Source organism: Stenotrophomonas sp. 05N423 (assembly GCF_056397145.1).
In genome coordinates, this window is record NZ_JBFTMV010000009.1 from 82,923 (window position 1) to 101,914 (window position 18,992).

Annotated in this window: 17 protein-coding genes; 8 read left to right on the forward strand and 9 right to left on the reverse strand. The window is 70.2% G+C overall.

All coding sequences use genetic code 11. From position 1 onward, the window contains the following. The first annotated feature begins 5 nt into the window (after nucleotides 1–5). From AC1DGW_RS13975 to AC1DGW_RS14000, 6 genes are all read left to right on the forward strand, one after another. On the forward strand, nucleotides 6–410 hold the full coding sequence (locus tag AC1DGW_RS13975) for a YbaN family protein (RefSeq protein WP_478024008.1): 405 nt from the start codon (nucleotides 6–8) through the stop codon (nucleotides 408–410). Nucleotides 411–477: 67 nt separating this feature from the next. Further along, nucleotides 478–693: an LPS translocon maturation chaperone LptM gene (gene lptM, locus AC1DGW_RS13980; RefSeq protein WP_478024010.1), complete on the forward strand. Its 216-nt coding sequence runs from the start codon at nucleotides 478–480 to the stop codon at nucleotides 691–693. After that, the gene (gene dapF, locus AC1DGW_RS13985) at nucleotides 686–1,537 is read left to right on the forward strand and encodes a diaminopimelate epimerase (protein ID WP_478024012.1); all 852 of its coding nucleotides are present in this window, start codon (nucleotides 686–688) and stop codon (nucleotides 1,535–1,537) included. Before lptM ends, dapF begins: the two co-directional genes overlap by 8 nt. Further along, on the forward strand, nucleotides 1,534–2,211 hold the full coding sequence (locus tag AC1DGW_RS13990) for a DUF484 family protein (protein ID WP_478024014.1): 678 nt from the start codon (nucleotides 1,534–1,536) through the stop codon (nucleotides 2,209–2,211). Before dapF ends, AC1DGW_RS13990 begins: the two co-directional genes overlap by 4 nt. A 13-nt stretch (nucleotides 2,212–2,224) precedes the next feature. Continuing rightward, entirely contained in the window at nucleotides 2,225–3,118 is an 894-nt protein-coding gene (gene xerC / locus AC1DGW_RS13995) for a tyrosine recombinase XerC (protein WP_478024017.1), read from the forward strand. A gap of 109 nt (nucleotides 3,119–3,227) precedes the next feature. After that, nucleotides 3,228–3,701, forward strand: a complete 474-nt coding sequence (locus tag AC1DGW_RS14000; RefSeq protein WP_478024018.1) for a DUF1203 domain-containing protein — start codon at nucleotides 3,228–3,230, stop codon at nucleotides 3,699–3,701. Nucleotides 3,702–3,743: 42 nt separating this feature from the next. Here the strand turns inward: AC1DGW_RS14000 and AC1DGW_RS14005 are convergent, their stop codons facing one another. Further along, nucleotides 3,744–4,187, reverse strand: a complete 444-nt coding sequence (locus tag AC1DGW_RS14005) for a CopD family copper resistance protein (protein ID WP_478024020.1) — start codon at nucleotides 4,185–4,187, stop codon at nucleotides 3,744–3,746. Between the two features lie 150 nt (nucleotides 4,188–4,337). On the opposite strand from AC1DGW_RS14005, the gene hslV reads away from it, so the two are divergent. Both hslV and hslU read left to right on the forward strand, forming a co-directional pair. Then, on the forward strand, nucleotides 4,338–4,889 hold the full coding sequence (gene hslV / locus AC1DGW_RS14010; RefSeq protein WP_055772387.1) for an ATP-dependent protease subunit HslV: 552 nt from the start codon (nucleotides 4,338–4,340) through the stop codon (nucleotides 4,887–4,889). A gap of 29 nt (nucleotides 4,890–4,918) precedes the next feature. Next, complete coding sequence (gene hslU / locus AC1DGW_RS14015; RefSeq protein WP_478024021.1) at nucleotides 4,919–6,295, forward strand: ATP-dependent protease ATPase subunit HslU; 1,377 nt, start codon at nucleotides 4,919–4,921, stop codon at nucleotides 6,293–6,295. A gap of 81 nt (nucleotides 6,296–6,376) precedes the next feature. Here the strand turns inward: hslU and AC1DGW_RS14020 are convergent, their stop codons facing one another. From AC1DGW_RS14020 to gabT, 8 genes are all read right to left on the reverse strand, one after another. Beyond that, on the reverse strand, nucleotides 6,377–8,140 hold the full coding sequence (locus AC1DGW_RS14020) for a serine hydrolase (protein WP_478024022.1): 1,764 nt from the start codon (nucleotides 8,138–8,140) through the stop codon (nucleotides 6,377–6,379). Beyond that, the gene (locus AC1DGW_RS14025; RefSeq protein WP_478024024.1) at nucleotides 8,140–9,615 is read right to left on the reverse strand and encodes an NAD-dependent succinate-semialdehyde dehydrogenase; all 1,476 of its coding nucleotides are present in this window, start codon (nucleotides 9,613–9,615) and stop codon (nucleotides 8,140–8,142) included. Before AC1DGW_RS14025 ends, AC1DGW_RS14020 begins: the two co-directional genes overlap by 1 nt. Continuing rightward, nucleotides 9,612–10,796 carry an MFS transporter gene (locus AC1DGW_RS14030; protein ID WP_478024026.1) on the reverse strand — a complete coding sequence of 395 codons (1,185 nt, stop codon included), beginning with the start codon at nucleotides 10,794–10,796 and terminating at the stop codon, nucleotides 9,612–9,614. The genes AC1DGW_RS14025 and AC1DGW_RS14030 overlap by 4 nt, the downstream gene beginning before the upstream one ends. Further along, nucleotides 10,793–12,208, reverse strand: coding sequence for a sulfotransferase family protein (locus AC1DGW_RS14035; RefSeq protein ID WP_478024028.1), 1,416 nt, complete (start codon nucleotides 12,206–12,208; stop codon nucleotides 10,793–10,795). Before AC1DGW_RS14035 ends, AC1DGW_RS14030 begins: the two co-directional genes overlap by 4 nt. 1 nt (nucleotide 12,209) lies before the next feature. Further along, nucleotides 12,210–14,603, reverse strand: a complete 2,394-nt coding sequence (locus AC1DGW_RS14040) for a TonB-dependent receptor (RefSeq protein ID WP_478024031.1) — start codon at nucleotides 14,601–14,603, stop codon at nucleotides 12,210–12,212. A gap of 58 nt (nucleotides 14,604–14,661) precedes the next feature. Further along, entirely contained in the window at nucleotides 14,662–15,543 is an 882-nt protein-coding gene (locus AC1DGW_RS14045; RefSeq protein ID WP_478024033.1) for a carbon-nitrogen hydrolase family protein, read from the reverse strand. A gap of 87 nt (nucleotides 15,544–15,630) precedes the next feature. Further along, nucleotides 15,631–17,427 carry an aminotransferase-like domain-containing protein gene (locus AC1DGW_RS14050; protein WP_478024036.1) on the reverse strand — a complete coding sequence of 599 codons (1,797 nt, stop codon included), beginning with the start codon at nucleotides 17,425–17,427 and terminating at the stop codon, nucleotides 15,631–15,633. 118 nt (nucleotides 17,428–17,545) lie between these two features. After that, on the reverse strand, nucleotides 17,546–18,829 hold the full coding sequence (gabT, locus tag AC1DGW_RS14055; protein WP_478024038.1) for a 4-aminobutyrate--2-oxoglutarate transaminase: 1,284 nt from the start codon (nucleotides 18,827–18,829) through the stop codon (nucleotides 17,546–17,548). Nucleotides 18,830–18,992 lie beyond the last annotated feature (163 nt).

Genomic DNA, 18,992 nt, shown 5'->3' on the forward strand with positions numbered 1-18,992 from the left:
CGCTCATGCCGGAATCTTCCACGCCCCCCGAGCGACGCCGGGTACGCCTGCGCTGGGCCTGGTGGCTGCTGGCCTATGCCAGCCTCGGCGTGGGCATCGTCGGCATCTTCGTGCCGGGACTGCCGACCACGGTGTTCGTGCTGATCGCGGCCTGGGCGGCCTCGCGCGGCTCCGAGCGCCTGCACCGCTGGCTGCTGACCCATCCGCGCTTCGGCAAGGCCATTGCCGACTGGCAGGCGCATGGCGCGGTCAGCCGCAAGGGCAAGTGGATGGCCACCGCGACCATGCTGGTCTGCGCGTTGATCATGCTGTGGTGCGTGCCGCTGGCCTGGGTGAAGTGGTTCTCGATCGGCAGCATGGCCTGCGTCTGCGCCTGGCTGTGGACGCGCCCGCTGCCGCCGACGGAATGACTGAATGGACACGCCTGGTGGTGCGGCGGCGCGGCAGCGTTGACGTACGAGTGGATATACTCGGGCCATGAACAAGACGTCCCGCCTTCCGATGCTCGTTGCAGCCGCATGCGCGCTGCTGGTCCTCACCGCCTGCGGCAACAAGGGACCGCTGGTGATGCCGCAGAAGCCGGTGCCGGTGGAAGAGCAGGAAGTGAAACCGGCCGAGGCGCCGCCCGCCGATCATTCCCAGGCTGACAGCCAGGCGCAGGACACGAAGGCCGACGGCCACGACCATGAATAGGCCGGCGACGCCGCGCCTGCGTTTCACCAAGATGCATGGCGCCGGCAACGATTTCGTGGTGCTGGACCTGCGCGACGGCACGCCGCCGCCCGACGCCGGCCTGGCCGCGCGCATCGCCGACCGCCACCGTGGCGTCGGCTGCGACCAGATCCTGACCATCGAGCCGCCGCGCGGCGCCGGCTCGGTCGCCTCGTACCGCATCTGGAATTCCGACGGCTCCACCTCGCAGCAGTGCGGCAACGGCGCGCGCTGCGTGGCGGCATGGCTGGTGCGCGACGGTGCGGCGCAGGGCGATGAATTCCCGATCGACAGCCCGCTACGCACGCATACGGTGCGCCGGCTGGATGAAGACCACTACGCAGTGGCGATGGGCCTGCCCGAATTCGAGCCGGCGCGGATTCCGTTGATCGGCTTCCCGCGCGCGCGCGAGGAATACGCGGTGCCGCTGCAGGGCGAGAACGTGCGCTTCGGCGCGGTATCGATGGGCAACCCGCATGCGGTGCTGGAAGTCGGCCTTATCGACGCGGCACCGGTGGAGCGGATCGGGCCGCTGCTGCAGCAGCATGCCTCGTTCCCGGAATCGGTGAACGTCGGCTTCGCCCAGGTGCTGGACAGCGGTCATGCGCGCCTGCGCGTGTTCGAGCGCGGCGTCGGCGAAACCCTGGCCTGCGGCAGCGGCGCCTGTGCTGCGGCGGTGGTGCTGATGCAGCGCGGCCGGCTGGCGCGCGACGCGGTGGTGTCGCTGCCCGGCGGCGACCTGCGCATCCAGTGGCCGGCCGACGACGCGCAGATCGTGATGTCCGGCCCGGCGGCCTTCGTATTCGATGGAGAGTGGATGGGATGAACGACACCCTGGAGAAAATCGGCGCCCATGAAGTCGCGGCTTGGCTGCGGCGCCATCCCGGCTTCCTCAAGCAGTTCCCCGACCTGGCGCTGACCCTGGTGGTGCCGCGCGACGACGGCCCGACCGCATCGCTGGCCAGCTACCAGCTGGAAGTGCTGCGCGACAAGAACCGCGAGCTGTCGCGGCGGTTGGCCGACCTGGGCGCCAACGCGCAGGTCAATGAGCGTCTGGCGGTACGCACCCACCAGCTGACCCTGGCGCTGATGCGCCAGACCAGCGCGGCCGACACGCTGCGCGCGATGGCCGCCTCGCTGGAAGAGGATTTCGCCGGCGACCTGGTGCGCATCGTCAGCCTGCAGCCGGTGCCGGAGCTGGAACAGGCACCGTGGCTGCAGATCATCGCTTCCGGCGATGCGCGGCTGGCGCCGTTCCACGACTGCCTGCAGGATGGCGAACCGATCTGCGGCCGCCTGCAGCCGGAGAAGAACGACGTGCTGTACGGCGAGCGTGTCGGCGAGGTGCTGTCCACCGCGCTGCTGCCGCTGCCGGGCGTCGGCCTGATCGCGGTCGGCAGCCACGATCCGAACCGCTTCTATCCCGGCATGGGTACGCTGTTCCTGCGCATGATGGGCGAGTCGCTAGTGGTGGCGCTGCAGCGCTTCCGCGCCGGCTGAGGCGGTTGCGGCGATGGATGCCGTCGAAGCATTCCTCTCCTACCTGCAGGTCGAGCGGCGCATGTCGGCGCATACGCTCGATGCCTACCGGCGCGATCTCACCGCGCTGGCGCAGTGGTGCGACGCACAGGGCGCCGGCGAGCCGCGCGCGCTGCTTGCCGACCAGCTCCGCGAGTTCATCGCCGCCGGGCACAGGCGCGGCCTGTCGCCGCGCAGCCTGCAGCGGCGCCTGTCGGCGATCCGCAGCTTCTATGCCTGGCTGCTGAAGAATGGCGCGATCGACAGCAGCCCCGCGGCCGGGCTGCGTGCGCCGAAGGCGCCGCGCAAGTTGCCGCAGGTGCTCGACGCCGACGAAGCGGTGCAGCTGGTCGAGCTGCCGACCGACGCGCCGCTGGGCCTGCGCGACCGCGCGCTGCTGGAGCTGTTCTATTCTTCCGGCCTGCGCCTGAGCGAACTGTGCGCGCTGCGCTGGCGCGACCTTGATCTGGCCAGCGCGATGGTGCTGGTGCACGGCAAGGGCAACCGCGAGCGCACCGTGCCGGTCGGTTCGCACGCCATGGCGGCGCTGCAGGCCTGGCGCAGGGACAGCGGCGGCGGTGCCGACAAACCGGTGTTCCCGGGGCGCGGCGGCGGCGCGATCAGCCAGCGCGCGGTGCAGATCCGCATCCGGCAGCTGGCGCAGCGGCAGGGGCTGTTCAAGCACGTGCATCCGCACATGCTGCGGCACAGCTTCGCCAGCCATATCCTGGAATCTTCCGGTGACCTGCGCGGTGTGCAGGAACTGCTCGGCCATGCCGACATCGCCACCACCCAGATCTACACGCATCTGGATTTCCAGCACCTGGCCAAGGTCTACGACGCCGCGCACCCGCGCGCGAAGCGGCGCAGCCCGGCCGAGCCGGACTGAGCGCCGGCGTTTCCGCAGGCACGGGACGGAATGCGATGTCCGGATACGGCCGGCAGGCGCGCCATGCCGGCGGCATGCTGCATGCCTGTTCCGCCTCCATCGCCTCGACATGGCCGACTTTCTGCTTTCCGGCATCGATCCCGCACCGCTGCAACCCCTGTTCGATCTCGACGCCGCCGGACTGGCCGAACATGGTGCGGTGCGCCGCATCGCCGACAGCGCGCGCGGCTTCCCGTGCCGCATCAGCCTGCGCAATGCCGCCGTCGGCGAGGAGCTGCTGCTGTTGCCCTACTGGCACCAGCCGGCGGCTTCGCCGTACCGCGCCTGCGGGCCGGTCTTCATCCGCCGCGACGCGTTGCCGGCGCGGCTGACGGTCAACGAGGTGCCGCCCTATGTCGTGCAGCGGCTGGTTTCCCTGCGCGCCTACGACCACGACGACTGCATCGTGGCTGCCGAGGTGATGGAAGGCGGACAGGCCAGTGTCTGGCTGCACTCGCAGCTGGACGATCCGTGCGTTGCCTACGTGCACCTGCACAGCGCCCGTCATGGCTGCTATCTCTGCCGGGCCGACCGGGCGGAATGATGCGTGCAGGTGGCCGCTCCTGGCCGGTATGGGCGGCAGGGATCAGCCGGTGAAGTAGAACATCCCCTTGGCCAGCAGCACGATGCCGAGCATGTGGCAGAACACGCTGATGTGGATGCGCTGGAAGCGGCGGGCGATGCGCTCGCCATGGCCGCGCGTGAGTACCGCCACGATGAAATGGCCGAGCACGCTCAGCGCCAGTGTGATCTTGAGCGTCAGCATCAGCGCGAAGCTGCTGGCCAGCGGCTGCGCCAGCGCCGCGCGGTAATGCCAGGCCATGCCCAGGCCGCTGGCGTACAGCACCGCCAGCACCCACGGCATCAGCCGGCGCGCGCGCTGGGCGACGGCCGATTCGACGCGGCGCTTCGTTCCACCCGGTACGCGCTCCAGCGCGCTGCCGAGTATCAGCACTTCAAAGAACACCGCACCGACGAACATCAGCGCGGCGAACAGGTGGGCGATGAGCAGCAGCGGGTAGGGAAACACGGGGTTCCTCGCGTGGCTGGGCCACGCCGCCATGATCGGCCCGCCGGCCGGCCCGCTGTTTGACCTGAATCAAGCCGCCGCGGCTTCGCCGGGGATGCTTGAACCGCCCGGCGCTGCCCCCATTGTTGCCGGGACACCCCGGAGGCCCCAATGGATCCCAGCCAGAACCCGAATGTTTTCCATGCCACCACCATCTGCTGCGTCCGCCGCGGCGAGCACGTGGCGATCGCCGGCGACGGCCAGGTCACGCTGGGCCACACGGTGATGAAAGGCAACGCGCGCAAGGTGCGCCGGCTCGGCCGCGACGGCCAGGTGCTGGCCGGTTTCGCCGGCGCGGCGGCCGATGCCTTCACCCTGTTCGAACTGTTCGAGGCCAAGCTCGAGAAGCACGGCCAGCTGACCCGCGCGGCGGTGGAACTGGCCAAGGACTGGCGCACCGACCGCCGCTACGGAAAGCTCGAAGCGCTGCTGGCGGTGGCCGACAGGGAGACCTCGCTGATCATCAGCGGCACGGGCGACGTGATCGAGCCGGAGGACGGCATCATCGCGATCGGTTCCGGCGGTTCCTACGCGCTGAGTGCGGCGCGTGCGCTGCTCAAGCACACCGATCTGGATGCGCGTGGCGTGGCCACCGAGGCGATCAACATCGCCGGTGGCATCTGCATCTACACCAACACCAACGTGGTGGTTGAAGAGCTCTGAGCCCTTCGACCAACGATTGCGAGTACTCCATGAACCACAAGATCGAAGTTTCCTCCGCCACCATGACCCCGCGCGAGATCGTGCAGGAGCTGGACCGGCACATCGTCGGCCAGCACGATGCCAAGCGCGCGGTCGCCATCGCCCTGCGCAACCGCTGGCGGCGCATGCAGCTGGTGCCTGAGCTGCGCAACGAGGTGATGCCCAAGAACATCCTGATGATCGGTCCGACCGGCGTCGGCAAGACCGAGATCGCGCGCCGCCTGGCCACGCTGGCCAACGCGCCGTTCGTGAAGGTCGAGGCCACGCGCTTCACCGAGGTCGGCTACGTCGGCAAAGACGTGGAGCAGATCGTCCGCGACCTGGCCGATACCGCGGTCAAGCTGTACCGCGAGCAGGCCAAGGTGCGCGTGCGCACCCAGGCCGAGGAAAAGGCCGAGGACCGCATCCTCGACGCGCTGCTGCCGCGCCGCAGCGTCGGCATCGGGTTCGACCCGGAGGCCGCGCGCAACGAACCGTCGGCGCAGGACAACGAAACCCGTATCAAGTTCCGGCGCATGCTGCGCAACGGCGAGCTGGACGAGCGCGAGATCGAACTGGAAGTGGCGGCCAACGTCAGCATGGACATCATGACCCCGCCGGGCATGGAGGAAATGGGCCAGCAGCTGCGCTCGATGTTCGCCAACCTGGGCAACGGCAAGTCGAACAAGCGCACGCTGACCATCAAGGCCGCGCGCCCGCTGCTGGTGGAAGAGGAAGCCGGCAAGCTGGTCAACGAGGACGATATCCGCAGCGCCGCCATCGAGGCCTGCGAGCAGCACGGCATCGTGTTCATCGACGAGATCGACAAGGTCGCCAAGCGCGGCGATTCGAACTCGTCTGGCGGCGATGTCTCGCGCGAAGGCGTGCAGCGCGACCTGCTGCCGCTGGTGGAAGGCTCCAACGTGTCCACCAAGTACGGCACGGTCAAGACCGACCACATCCTGTTCATCGCCTCCGGCGCGTTCCACCTGGCCAAGCCCAGCGACCTGATCCCGGAACTGCAGGGCCGCTTCCCGATCCGCGTGGAGCTGGGCGCGCTCAGCAAGAACGACTTCGTGCGCATCCTCACCGAACCGAAGGCGGCGCTGACCAAGCAGTACGAGGCGCTGCTGGCCACCGAGGGCGTCAAGGTGAGCTTCACCGCCGATGCCATCGAGCGCCTGGCCGAGATCGCCTTCCAGGTCAACGAGCGCCAGGAGAACATCGGCGCCCGCCGCCTGCACACGGTGCTGGAGCGGCTGCTGGATACGCTCAGCTACGAGGCGCCGGACCGCGACGGGGAGACCCTCGCCATCGACACCGCCTATGTGGACAGTCACCTGGGCGAGCTGGTGCAGGACCCGGACCTGAGCCGCTACATCCTGTAACCCGCAGCGCTGTTTTCCGTAGGAGCGCTGCAGTCGCGATGGGACTTTCTTCGCTGAAGCCCTTCGCGACTGAAGCCGCTGCTACGGTGTTTTTGATTCCGTCACTTCCACTGGTTCTGCGGAACAGATCGGCCCCAGCTTCGCCGCTTCGCGCGCGGGCGCGGCGAAATCGATCGAGGCCAGCTGGCCGTCGTCGGCGACGCTGTACCAGGCCACGCCGTTGGCGAACATCGCCACGGTGATGCCGCCGAAGCCGGACATGAACGGCGTCCACGCCGGGCGCTCGCAGCCGAGTTCGGCCTGCAGGTCGCGCGCCCAGAAACCGTGCTGGTAGCGGAAGCGTTCGAGCGTGGCGACCTGCAGGCCGCGATGCGCGGGATCGCGCTGCATCGCCGCCTCGAACAGCGCGGGAGCGAACACGTCGCGGCCGTCGATGCGGCCCTGCCACTCGCCGAGGAAGCGCGCCAGCCTGGCGACATCGTCGCCCAGCAGGGTCAGTCCCCAGCCGAAGAACGGTTGCCGCGCCTCGTCGTGGCTGCGGCGGGTGGCGCGCGCGGTGGGGCTCAGGCCGAGCGGGCCGAACACGTCGGCCCACAGCACGTCGTCGAACACGTCGTCGCGTTCGCGGCCGGGCAGGCGGCGCAGCGCGTCCTGCATGACCGTGCCGAGCAGGTAGGTGTCGGAGGTGTGGTAGACCCAGCGCGTGCCGGGCGGGTCATGGCGCGGATAGGCCTCGCAGGCGAAGGCCAGCCGTGGCGCATGGGTATCGGGGGCGAAGAAATCGCGCACGCGCGCGTCGTCCTCGTCGGCCATGTAGGCCGGCGAGTCGTACTGGCCAGTGGCCATGTCCAGCAGATCCAGGAAGGTCACGCCCTGCCAGCGCCGGTCCAGGCAGCCGCTGGCGCGCGCATGCGCGGCGACCGGCTGGGCGGCGATGCCGGGATGAAGGCGTTCCAGCCGCATCAGCGCCAGCCCGGCCACCGCCGATTTGGCGACCGAGTACGACGGCAGCAGCAGCGCGTCGCAATAGGGATACGCGCCGTGGCGGGTGTCGCAATCGCCACGATAGTGGATGCCGTTCACCACCACACCATGGGTACTGCGCGCGCGTGGTGCGCCAATGGCGAATCCGTCGGGATCGATGCCGGGATGCTCCTGCGCCAGCGACGACAGCGGCCGCACCGGCAGGCGCGCGGCGACTTCGCGCCTGTGCCCGGCAATCAGCGCATCGCGCGCGGCGACCGGTCCGGGCAGGTAGCCGGCGTCCAGCATTCCCCACATGTCCAGCTGCAGGTAGTGGCAGGTTTCGCTGCTTACCTGCATGGCCGCGTGCGATACCGCGCCGTCGCTGCGGAACAACACCATCAATACGCCGTTGTGGGTGCAGTTTGCGTTGCGCTGCACCAGCGCGAACGGGATCGCGGCGCGGCTGTAGCCGCCGTCGCCGGGTTCGTCCCAGACCCGACCCGGTTCGACCGCGAATTCCCACCATGGGTGGTTGCCCGGCTGCGGGCCGCGCCTGGCTGGGATCAGCGTGTCGCCGTCCTGGACGAAAGACAGTTCGAAATCCTGCGGCAGCGTGCGCGCCTGCGCGATGTCGCCGCGGCCAAGGAAATCGTCCAGCGCGAGCAGGGTGCGGGTGGCCGCTTGCCCGCGCAGGCGCAGGCGGCCTTCGAAATGCTGCGTGGCCGGCTGGGCGTCGGGTGTTGGCGCGTAGGCGGCCAGATCGACGGGCTGGCGGTAGCTGCCCGACAGCAGGGCATCGCGATCGAGCAGGTCGCGCGCGCCGGTGCTGCCGGCGGCGAGCAGCGCCAGCAGGCCTGCGAACGCGCGCGCCACGGCCATCAGATGCCCCCGAGGCAGACGTACTTCAGCTCCGTGTAATCGTGCAGGCCGTGCCGTGAGCCTTCGCGGCCGACGCCGGACTGCTTGATGCCACCGAATGGCGCGACTTCGGTGGAGATCAGCCCGGTGTTGATGCCGACGATGCCGCATTCCAGCGCCTCGGCGACGCGGAAGGCGCGGGCGAGGTCGTGGGTATAGAAGTAGCCGGCCAGTCCGGCTTCGGTGTCGTTGGCGAGCGCGATGGCCTGCTGTTCGCTGCCGAAGCGGAACAGGGGCGCGACCGGACCGAAGGTTTCCTCCTGGGCGATGCGCATGCCGGCGGTCACGTCCAGCAGCACGGTCGGCTCGTAGAAGGTGCCGCCCAGCGCATGCGGTTTACCGCCCAGCGCCACGCGCGCGCCCCTGGCCTGCGCGTCGGCGACGTGTTCCTGCACCTTTTCCAGCGCCTTGCCGTCGATCAGCGGGCCCTGGTCGGTCGCACCAGCGAGGCCATCGCCGACGCGCAGCTTCTTCACCGCCTCGCACAGCTTGTCGGCGAAGGTGTCGTAGACGGCCTCGTGCACGAACAGCCGGTTGGCGCAGACGCAGGTCTGCCCGGTGTTGCGGAACTTGCTGGCGATGGCGCCTTCCACCGCGGCGTCGAGGTCGGCGTCGTCGAACACGATGAACGGCGCGTTGCCGCCCAGTTCCAGTGAGACCCGCTTCATGCCTTCGGCGCACTGCGCCATCAGTTTCTTGCCGACGCCGGTGGAGCCGGTGAAGCTGAGCTTGCGCACCTGCGGGTTGCCGGTCATCTCGGTGCCGATGGCGGCCGCGTCGCAGCCGGTGACGATGTTGAGCACACCCGCAGGCAGCCCGGCGCGCTCGGCCAGCACCGCCAGCGCCAGCGCCGAGTACGGTGTCTGCAATGCCGGCTTGCACACCACGGTGCAGCCGGCGGCCAGCGCCGGACCGAGCTTGCGGCCGAGCATGGCCGACGGGAAGTTCCACGGGGTGATCGCCGCGACCACGCCCAGCGGCTGGCGCAGCACCATGATCCGCTTGTCGGCGGCATGGCCGGGGATGGTCTCGCCGTACATGCGCTTGGCCTCCTCGCCGAACCACTCGATGAAGCTGGCCGAGTACGCCACTTCGCCCCTGGCCTCGGCCAATGGCTTGCCCTGTTCGGCGGTCATCAGGATGGCGAGGTCATCCTGATGGTCCATCATCAGCTGGTAGAGCCGGCGCAGCACCTGCGCGCGTTCCTTCGCGGTCTTCTTCGACCAGGCGGGGAAGGCAGCGTGCGCGGCGGCGATGGCGCGGCGGGTCTCGGCCGCGCCCATGTCCGGTACGGTGCCGAGCACGGCGCCGGTGGCGGGGTTGGCGACCTCGCAGGTGGCGCCACTGTCGGCGGCCTGCCATTGCCCGTCGATCGGGCAGTGCGTGCGCAGCAGGCCGGGATCGGCCAGCGGAAGCGGTGAGGCGGTGGCATTCATGCGTGGGTTTCCAGGGTGTCGATGCGCCGCGCGGCGGCCAGCGTCGCCACACCGGACAGCGCCAGCGCAACGATCGCCACCGCGATCAGCAGGTTGAAGTCGTCATGGGCCAGCAGTCCCCCGGCCAGCATCGGGCCGGAGGCCAGCCCCAGCTTGGAGACGAAGCCGCCGAGCGTGGCCAGCCGGCCGGAACCGTCCAGCCGCGAGAGCATGCCGAACAGGTAGGGCACCACGAACGACCAGGTGATGGCGGTGCCGACGTTGGCGATGAAGTACACCGGCGCGGCCGCGCTCCAGAAGAACCCGGCGGTGCCGGCCAGGGTGAGCAGCAGCGCCACCAGCAGCGGCCGCAGGCGGCCGAAGCGCGTGCCCATGACGATCACCAGCCCGGCGCCGGCCGCGCCGATCCAGGTCGCCCAGCCCAGCGCCTGGCCAATGAAGTCGCGGTGCAGCTGCACGTGTTCGCCGAGGCGGATGATGAAGGCCGACAGCGCCATGTTGCCGCCCTGGAACAGGAACAATGCCAGCAGCGTGAACAAGGCGGTGGTGCGCGCCGATGCGGACAGGCGGGTGCCCGCGCTTGCCTGCGTCGATTGCGCCGGGTCCAGCCGCGGGAGCGCCGCCAGCGCCACCAGTGCGCAGGCGGTCAACGCGGCCAGCGACAGGAACAGGATGCGCGCGCCGTACTCGGGCACCAGCGTCGGCAGGAACATTACTCCCAGTCCGCCGAGGCCGAACTGCACCAGCAGCAGCATGCCGAAGGCGCGGTCAGGCGAGCGGGTGCGGGCGATGACCGAATAGGCCACGCCCACCGCCATGCCGCCGACGAAACCGTGCAGCGCGCGCAGCGCGGTGAGCACGGCGGGGTCGCGCACCGGGGTGGAGCCAAGGTCAAGCAGCAGCAACAGCGACAGCAGCGCGAACAGCGCCGGCCGCCAGGCGATGCGCCGTACCAGCAGCACCGCGGCGAAGCTGCCGGCGCTGGCGCCGTAGATGTTGGCGGCGCCGACCGTGCCGGCCTGCGGGTTGCTGAAGCCCAGCGCGGTGACCAGGCCATCGACGATGGCGGCCATGATGTTGACGTAGAAGAAACCGGCAGTGGCAACCAGCGCCAGCAGGGCGTACAGCCACAGCCGGTCGCTGGCCGCGGCGGGGACGGCGTCGCGTGGCGCGGTGTTCATGCCGCCGATCCCGCGCAGGCCGCAGCCGGCGCGTCGTCGATGCGTACGCCGGCGTTCTCGAAATGTCGGCGCAGCGATGCCAGTTCGTGTTCGTAGCGTCGCCACAGGCCGACCGAGGAGCGGTAGATCGGCTGCCGCACCTGCGCCGCGCTGGCAGTCAGGGTCGGCTGCGGATTGCGCTCGAAATGCAGGCAGGCTTCGTCCCAGGCCAGCCCGGTGTGCGCGAGCAGGTGCTGGCTCACCGCTTCCTGGTCATCGACCAGCGCTTCGTAGTCGATCTCGAGGAAACGGTCCGGCGGCAGCAGCGCACGCCAGTGCGCCATCAGCGCGTCGTAGCCCAGCCAGTAGCGCGCCAGGTCTTCCAGGTCGTAGGAGAACGGGTAGGCCATGCGGAACAGCGTCTTGTACATGGCATAGCAGGCGTCCATGGGATTGCGCCGCAGGTGCACGATGCGCGCCTGCGGCAGCGCGGCGGCGACCAGCGCCAGGTACAGGAAGTTGCCGGGCGTCTTGTCGATCACCCGTGCCGGCGCGCCGGCTGGCAGCGTGGACGAGTAGTCGCGGCCTAGCGCGGCGAAATCGGCCTGCGCCGAGCGTCGCACCAGTTCGGCCTTGCTGGCGGCCGGACTGGCGGCGCGCACCACCGCCTGGGCCAGATCGGCGCTTTCGCCGCGGCTGACCACCGCCGGGTGCGCGCCGAGGATGCGGTCCACCAGCGTGGTGCCGCTGCGCGGCAGGCCGACGACGAACAGCGGGCGCGCGTCGTCGTGGCCGGCGTGTGTTTGTGCGAAGAAACCGGTGTCGAAGGTAGCGGCGATCAGCTGCATCGTTTCCAGATCGTCCTCGACCCGGTACTGCATGCGTTGCCGGCGTGCATCGGCGCCACGCCGGAGTGCGGCGAAGGCGGCGGCGTGTTCGCCGAGGTCTTCCTGCTCCTTGGACAGCGCGTAGTTCAACGCGATCTGCGCTTCGTCGTTGGCGGTCACCTGCGCCAGCCGTCCTTCGATCTGCGCCACATGGTTGCGCTGCGGCGCCTGCCTGCGCAGCGTGGCGCGGTTGTACCAGGCGTCGGCGTCCTGCGGCGCCAGTTCGATCACCCGGTCCAGCGTCGCCTCCGCCTCGTCCAGCCGCCCCAGCGCGGTCAGCGCGGTGGCGTGGTTGTAGAGGCTGGGCGGATCGTCCGGCTGCAGGGTGCGCGCCTGCGCATAGCACTGCTCGGCCTCGTGGTGCAGGCCGAGCAGGGTGTAGCGCAGTCCCAGTTCCTGCAGCAGCGCCGGTTGCCCGGCGGCGTCGCCGGACAGGGCGCGCATCGCGGCGATGCAGGCCTCGCGCTGGCCCGAACGGTGGTGCTGGTCGATCCGCCGCAGGGCATCGGCGGCGGTCGAAGGAGCAGTCGGGTGCGCGCTGGGCATGTCAGAAACGGTAGCTGAAACTGACGCCGACGGTGCGCGGCAACGCCACCAGCGCCTTGGAACCGTTGCCGTAGTAGCCCTCGGCTGGCGCGGTGCCCATGTACTGCTCGGTGTAGACGCCGCTGATGCCCTGCTCGTTGGTCAGGTTCTTCAGCCACAGCGTGGTGTCCCAGTTGCCCTGGCTCCAGGTCGCCGAGGCGTTGAAGATCGGGAAGCCATCGAGCGTGCGCCGGTACTTGGGGTTGAGGCTGAGCGCGTTCTGCGATTCGGACTGGTAGTAGGCGTCCGCGCGCAGAGTCAGCAGGCCGCCGCCGATGGGAATGCCGTAGTTGCCGGCGGCGTTGTAGCGGTGCTTCGGAACGCCGGGCAGTACGTCGCCCTTGTGTCCGTAGAGGTAGCTGCCATCCACGGCCATGGCGTCGGCTTCCAGCTGCGCCTTGGTCCAGGTGTAGCCGAGGTTGTAGCCGAAACCGGTGCCGATGCCGCCGGCCAGTTCCAGCTCGACACCGCGGGTGCTGGCCTTGGGCGCGTTCTGCACCGCGAAGAAGCCCCAGTTGGTTGTCGAGCTGTTGACCTGCGGGTCCTTCCAGTCGACGTAGAACAGGTTGGCGTTGTAGGTGTGGCGGCCGACGCGGCCCTTCACGCCCAGCTCGTGGTTGCGCACGGTGTCGGAGCGGTAGGTGGTCCAGGCCCGGCTCTCGGCGAAGTTGCCGGTGGTCGGCGTGCCGTTGGTGCCGCCGCGCCGATAGCCTTCGGAGACCGTGGCGTAGAGCTGGTTGTCGGCGTCGAAGGACCAGGACAGGTTGCCCTTGAACAGGGTGCGGGTGTCGCGCTCGCTGCCGTGCGACTGCGAGCTGTCCACGATCGACGCCCAGTTGCTGGTGGTCTGCGCCACCGCGGTGTCGGCGTCGTGGCGGAAATGGCGGAAGCCGCCGGTGAACTGCAGGCGTTCGCTGGCGTGCCAGGTCAGTTCGCCGTACAGCGCGGTTTCCTTGAAGCGCTCGTCCTGGCGGTAGTCGAAGTCCACGTCGCCGATCACCGCCGCCTTCGCGCCGGGGAAGGCCGCGTCCCACCAGCGCTTGAAGCCGCGCAGGTAGCTGACCTGCGTGGCGAAGCGCTTCTGGTCCTGGTAGTAGGCGCCGAGCACGTAGTCGAAGGCGCCGCCGGTCTGCGAAGTCAGTCGCAGTTCCTGGGTGAAGGCCTTCTCGCCGTAGCCGCGTACCGCCGAAGCCATCGGCCGCGGGTAGTTGTAGTAGAAGCCGAGCCAGCCGTTCTGCGCGTAGAAGCCGGTGTTCTCGCTGGTGATGTCGCCTTCGTGGTTGTAGTGCGAGGTGCTGGAGGTCAGGGTGGCGAAGCCGAGGTCGATGTTGGCTTCCAGGCTGGTCAGGTTGACGTGACGCGCGGCTGGCTCCAGCTGCACCGAGCCGACTTCCAGGTCGCGGTAGGGCACGCCCCAGCCGTCCTTGCCCAGGCTGGTGGCGCGGCGGCCGCCGAAGCGGTCGGCCTGCGCCATGTAGCTCAGGGTCAGGTCGAAGCGGTCGCTGGGCTTGAACAGCAGCGAGGCGCGGCCGTAGTTCTGGCGTACGAAATCGGCGTCGCGGCGGTTCTCGTATTCGGCGGTATCGGCAAGTACGCCGTCCGGTGCGGTCGGCAGGCCGTTGCTGTCGAGCTTGTAGACGTTGCGGTAGTCGGTGGCGCCGGGGAAATCGTTGCGGGTGACGTTCAGGCGCATCGCGACGGTGTCCGACAGCGGCACATTGACCATCGCCGAGCCGGCGTGGCCGATGCCGCTGGAGCCGTCGACGCTGGAGGCGCTGTAGCTCACGCGCGCATCGAAGCCGCCCAGGTCCGGCTGGCGCAGCAGGAAGCGCACCGCGCCGCCCAGCGCGCCCGAGCCGTACAGCGTGCCCTGCGGGCCGCGCAGCACTTCCACCCGGTCGATGTCCGAGAGCAGGAAATTGGCGAACAGCGGGGTCTTGTCCACGTAGGTCGCCACGGTGGACATCGCCGACACGGCGTAGTCGCCCAATGCGGAGCTGTCCACGTTGAGGCCGCGGATGCGGATGCCGCTGACCACGCTGGAGTTGCGCGCGCCGCGGTCCACCACCGCCACGCCGGCCACGCCGCGCATCAGCTCGGCGGTGTCGAGGATGTTCTGCTGCTCGATGGCTTCGCCGGACACGGCGCTGATGTTGTACGGCACCGCGACGATGTCCTGCTCGCGGCCCTGCGCGGTGACGACGATGCGGTCCAGGTCGGTCGCCTGCTCTCCCGCCCTGGCGCCGGCCTGCTGGGCGAAGGCCGGGGCGTGCGCGAGCAGGCCGGCGAAGATCGCGGCGGCCAGCGGCCGGACGCGCGGTGGACGACGGGTGCTGCGTGCGTGTTCGTGGTTCATTTTCTCGGCCTCCCCGGCAAAAGAAAGAATCGTGGAACGTGGCGGAAGTGCAAGGCGGTCAGTCGTGGCCGGGCAGCCGCAGCGGCCCGAGCGCATCGAGTGCGGCCGACGGCGCGCGCGCGGCGCCATAGGCGGGAAATGCCAGCCGATGGTCGCGGAAGCTCTTCAGCGGCTGCCCCAGCCCCTGCCAGCCGTGCTCGCGGCAGTGCTGCAGGTGGGCGAAGTCCACTTCGAAGGCGATCACCTCGCGGCCACTGCCGGCCTGGTGCAGCACTTCGCCGCCCGGGCCGCAGACCACCGAGCGGCCCACGCCCAGCTCGCCGGCGACGTTGATGTCCACGAAGTAGCACTGGTTGGTGGCGGCGCTGGCGCGGGCGATGGCGATCTCCACCTCGCGGTCGATGGTGTTGGTCATGGTCGGGTGCAGGATCACCTCCGCGCCCAGCGTCACCAGCGAGCGCGTGGTTTCCGGGAACCACATGTCGTAGCAGATCGACACGCCGAAGCGGCCGGCGCCGGGCACGTCGAACACCACGAACCCGTCACCGGAGGCGATGCCGCGCTCGTAGGGCTCGAACGGATACAGCTTGCGGTGGCGCGCGACCACGCGGCCCTGCGGGTCGATCACTGGCGTGGTGTTGAACACCGCCTCGCCGTGCTGTTCGTACAGCGAACCGGGCACCAGCCACAGCCCATGCTCGCGCGCCAGGTTGCTGAAGAACTGCTCGGCGTCGCCGGGCAGCGGTTGCGCGAAGCAGGGGTTGGCGCCATAGCCGCACAGTTCGCCGAGCAGCACCATGCGTACCCAGGGAAAGCGCCGTGCGACCGCGCCGACCTCGGCGGCGATGCGCGGCAGGTTGTCGCCCGGCGCCATGGCCAGTTGCAACCCGGCGATGCCGAACGTGCCGCGGTGGCTGCCGGTATGTGCTGATGCCTGCAAGGTGGTTCCCCGTTGGTATGGCCGACGCTTCGACGGTAGGGGCTGCAGGCGGGCGCGCTTAGAGCCAGTCCGGGGAAATCGATGGGGTCAGTCGCGGGGGCGCGGGCGGCCCGGGCGTGTCAGCACCGCGGTGTCGGCGAGCAGGCCGTCCTCGCCGTACAGGCGCAGCTGGTCGCCATCGAGCACCAGCGCGTAGCCGGCGGCTTCGCCGTAGGCCCATTGCCGCCACTGCCGGTACCAGCGGTCGTCCTCGATCCACCAGTGGCCGTTGTCGCAGTCCTCGCCGGCGTAGCCGGCGGTGCCGGCCAGGGTGCCGTCGGCGCGGATCTCCAGCGTGCACGGCTCGCCGTAGACGGTGTTGTAGAGCCAGTGCGCGCCGTTCATGGCACGGCGCAGCGCCTTGCCGCGCAGCGGCGGCAGGTCGTCCTCGATGCGCCGCGTGGCCGGGGCCAGGTCGCCGCGCACCAGCCGCGACAGGGTGCGCACGCCTTCGCGGATCTGCGCCGCGGCGATGCCGGTCACACCCATGCGCAGGACCTGGCGGCCGTCGCCCAGCTGCAGCGGTTCCACCAGCACGCCGATGCCGGCCGCATGCCGCGCCAGCTCGCGCGCGTCGGTGCCAGCCGGCACGCTGACGTCATAGGCGCTGGCGCCGGGCGTGGTGTCGATGGCGACGAATTCGTGCAGGTAGTGGTTCAGCGCGTCGCGCAGGGCGATGCGGCGCTCTGCCAGGCGTCGCCCGGCGCGCACCAGCGCGGCCGAGTAATGGCCCATGCCGATGAAGTAGGCCCAACTGCGCTGCACGAGCCAGGGCAGGGTGGTGCCGCGGTTGCGCCGCAGCTGGCGCGCGCGCTCGATGAAGGCATTGGTCGCCACCAGCACCGCCGGCGGCTCGCCGCAGGCCACCACCGGCGACAGGCTGGCGATGTGGATCACCCGTCCGTCCTGGTCGAAGGCGCGCAGCGCCGGCGCCACGCGCTCTGCGCCGGGTACGTCGGGCGGCACGTCGTGTTCGATCAGCACCGCGTCGGCGGCGGCCAGCGCGTCGAGCAGCTGTCGCGGCCGCGGCGAGCCGGCGGCGAACGCGCGGCGGCCGCTGCCGACCACCACCGCGCCGGGCGGCAGCGGCTGGCGCAGCGCCGGGTCCAGCGTGGAGATGTCGGCATGGCGTTCGCGCATGCGCCGCTCGAACTCGGGGTCGGCCGGCTGCTCCAGCACCACCGGGGTGCCGCGCCGTACCAGCAGTTCGCCGGCCAGCTGCAGCGCATGGCGGCAGGACAGCGCCATCAGCAGTTCGTCGGCGCCGGCCTGGATGCCGCGCATCGGCAGTACCTTGCCGCGGATTTCCTCGGTGAGCGCCGGGTCGTCGCCATCGCCGGCGTCCTGGTTCCACTGCTGCAGCTCATGGCGCGAACCGGCCAGCCGCAATGCCTCGCGCCATTCGACCACTGGCGTGAGTTCGGCATCGACGCGGCCGTCGATGAAGGGAAACGGGTAGCGGTGCCAGTGCTGCGGACAGCGGAAGCCATTGTCCTCGGCGACGGCCGGCAGGCGCGTGGCCAGCGCCGAGGTCGGTTCGCCGCCGCGCTGGCGGGTGCCGATGCGGCCGGCGGCGACGTCCGGGGCGATGAAAATGCCGCTGCGCGGACGGCTGACCAGGTGGCCTTCGGCCAGCAGCGCGTCGTAGGTGAGGCTGACGGTGTTGCGCGACACGCCGATGCGCGCGGCCAGGTGGCGCGAGGACGGCAGCCGCTGGTCCGGGCGCAGCACGCCGCAATGGATGGCATCGACCAGCTTCTGCCGCAGTTGCAGTTGCAGGCTCAACGGCGCGGCCGGGTCCAGGGCCAGGTTGAGCAGATCGAGACTGCGTGTTTCGGATTTCATCTGCGGCATGCTCCGGAGGCCGCTGCCGGTCATCGGGCGGGGCGGGCGGGTTTCACCGAGGGTAGCCGCGCCGCCGCCATGGATGCGAGCCCGGCCATGGCGGCGGCCGGTTCGCGGATCACGCCTGCGGCTGCAGCGCCTGCTCCAGCAGGTCCAGGCCTTCGTCCAGCACCGCCTCGGGAATGGTCAGCGGGAACAGCAGGCGGATGGCCTCGCCGCGGCTGCCGCAACCCAGCAGCACCAACCCCAGCGCGTGCGCGCGGCGCAGCACCGCCTGGGCGGCGGCCGGATCGGGTTCGTCGCCTCCCTGCGTGGCGAGCAGGTCGAAAGCAATCATCGCGCCGCGGCCACGCACGTTGCCGATCGGGCGCAGGTCCGCGCGCGCGGCGAAGCCCTGCAGGCGTTCGAGGGTGCGTGCGCCGATGGCGCGGGCGCGCTCGGCCAGCCGCTCCTCGGCGATCACGTCCAGTACCGCCAGCGCGGCGGCGCAGGCCACCGGCGAGCCGGCGTAGGTACCGCCCAGCCCACCCGGGTCGACCGCATCCATCACGTCGGCGCGGCCGATCACCCCGGACAGCGGAAAGCCGCCGGCCAGCGACTTGGCGACGGTGATCAGGTCGGGTTTCACCCCGGAATGCTCGATGCCGAACAGGCGCCCGGTACGGGCGAAGCCGGTCTGCACCTCGTCGGCGATCAGCACGATGCCGTGGAGGTCGGCGATCCCGCGCAGCGCCTGCAGCAGCTCGGTCGGCGCGGCGTGGAACCCGCCTTCGCCCTGCACCGGCTCGATGATGATCGCGGCTACCTCGTCGGCGGCGACGTCGGCGCGGAACAGTTGTTCCAGCGCCTGCAGGCTGTCGGCCACGCCAATGCCGTGGTGTTCGACCGGGAACGGCAGGTGGTACACCTCGCCCGGCAGCGGGCCGAAGCCGCGCTTGTACGGCGCGGTCTTGCCGGTCAGCGCCATCGCCATGAAGCTGCGGCCGTGGAAGCCGCCGGCGAACGCCACCACGGCGCGGCGGCCGGTGGCGGCACGGGCGATCTTGATCGCGTTCTCCACCGCCTCGGCGCCGGTGGACAGCAGCAGGGTCTTGGCCGGGCCGGCGATGGGGGCGATGGCGTTCAGGCGCTCGGCCAGCGCGATGTAGGACTCGTAGGCCGACACCTGGAACGCGGTATGGGTGAACCGCTCCAGCTGCGCCTGCACCGCGGCCATGATCCGCGGATGGCGGTGGCCGGTGTTGGTGACGGCGATGCCGGCGGCGAAGTCGATGTAGCGCCGGCCTTCCACGTCCCACAGTTCCGCGTTCTCCGCGCGCGCGGCGAAGACGCCCATGGCCGAGCCTATGCCGCGCGGCACGCTGGCCGCACGGCGCTGCAGTAGATCCGAATTCGTCGTCATGTCTTCCTCCTGGTGGCCGCAGCGTGCGGCGGCGCACAGGAGGCGCATAGCGCCAGTTGCATGGGAGGGGTGGGGCCAGTGGCAGCCGCGCTGCTGGCGCATCGAGCGGCGGAAGGGGGGCGAGTCGCATCGGCCCGGGACGATGGTGCGGCGTGCTGGCCGT

Bases quoted from the DNA above. Each gene is read 5' to 3' on its own strand.
- hslU (WP_478024021.1), top strand. From the start codon at position 4,919: ATGAACCACAAGATCGAAGTTTCCTCCGCCACCATGACCCCGCGCGAG.
- AC1DGW_RS13990 (WP_478024014.1), top strand. From the start codon at position 1,534: ATGAACGACACCCTGGAGAAAATCGGCGCCCATGAAGTCGCGGCTTGG.
- hslV (WP_055772387.1), top strand. From the start codon at position 4,338: ATGGATCCCAGCCAGAACCCGAATGTTTTCCATGCCACCACCATCTGC.
- dapF (WP_478024012.1), top strand. From the start codon at position 686: ATGAATAGGCCGGCGACGCCGCGCCTGCGTTTCACCAAGATGCATGGC.
- gabT (WP_478024038.1), bottom strand. From the start codon at position 18,829: ATGACGACGAATTCGGATCTACTGCAGCGCCGTGCGGCCAGCGTGCCG.
- AC1DGW_RS14020 (WP_478024022.1), bottom strand. From the start codon at position 8,140: ATGGCCGTGGCGCGCGCGTTCGCAGGCCTGCTGGCGCTGCTCGCCGCC.
- AC1DGW_RS14050 (WP_478024036.1), bottom strand. From the start codon at position 17,427: ATGAAATCCGAAACACGCAGTCTCGATCTGCTCAACCTGGCCCTGGAC.
- AC1DGW_RS13975 (WP_478024008.1), top strand. From the start codon at position 6: ATGCCGGAATCTTCCACGCCCCCCGAGCGACGCCGGGTACGCCTGCGC.
- xerC (WP_478024017.1), top strand. From the start codon at position 2,225: ATGGATGCCGTCGAAGCATTCCTCTCCTACCTGCAGGTCGAGCGGCGC.
- AC1DGW_RS14000 (WP_478024018.1), top strand. From the start codon at position 3,228: ATGGCCGACTTTCTGCTTTCCGGCATCGATCCCGCACCGCTGCAACCC.
- lptM (WP_478024010.1), top strand. From the start codon at position 478: ATGAACAAGACGTCCCGCCTTCCGATGCTCGTTGCAGCCGCATGCGCG.
- AC1DGW_RS14035 (WP_478024028.1), bottom strand. From the start codon at position 12,208: ATGCCCAGCGCGCACCCGACTGCTCCTTCGACCGCCGCCGATGCCCTG.
- AC1DGW_RS14030 (WP_478024026.1), bottom strand. From the start codon at position 10,796: ATGAACACCGCGCCACGCGACGCCGTCCCCGCCGCGGCCAGCGACCGG.
- AC1DGW_RS14025 (WP_478024024.1), bottom strand. From the start codon at position 9,615: ATGAATGCCACCGCCTCACCGCTTCCGCTGGCCGATCCCGGCCTGCTG.
- AC1DGW_RS14040 (WP_478024031.1), bottom strand. From the start codon at position 14,603: ATGAACCACGAACACGCACGCAGCACCCGTCGTCCACCGCGCGTCCGG.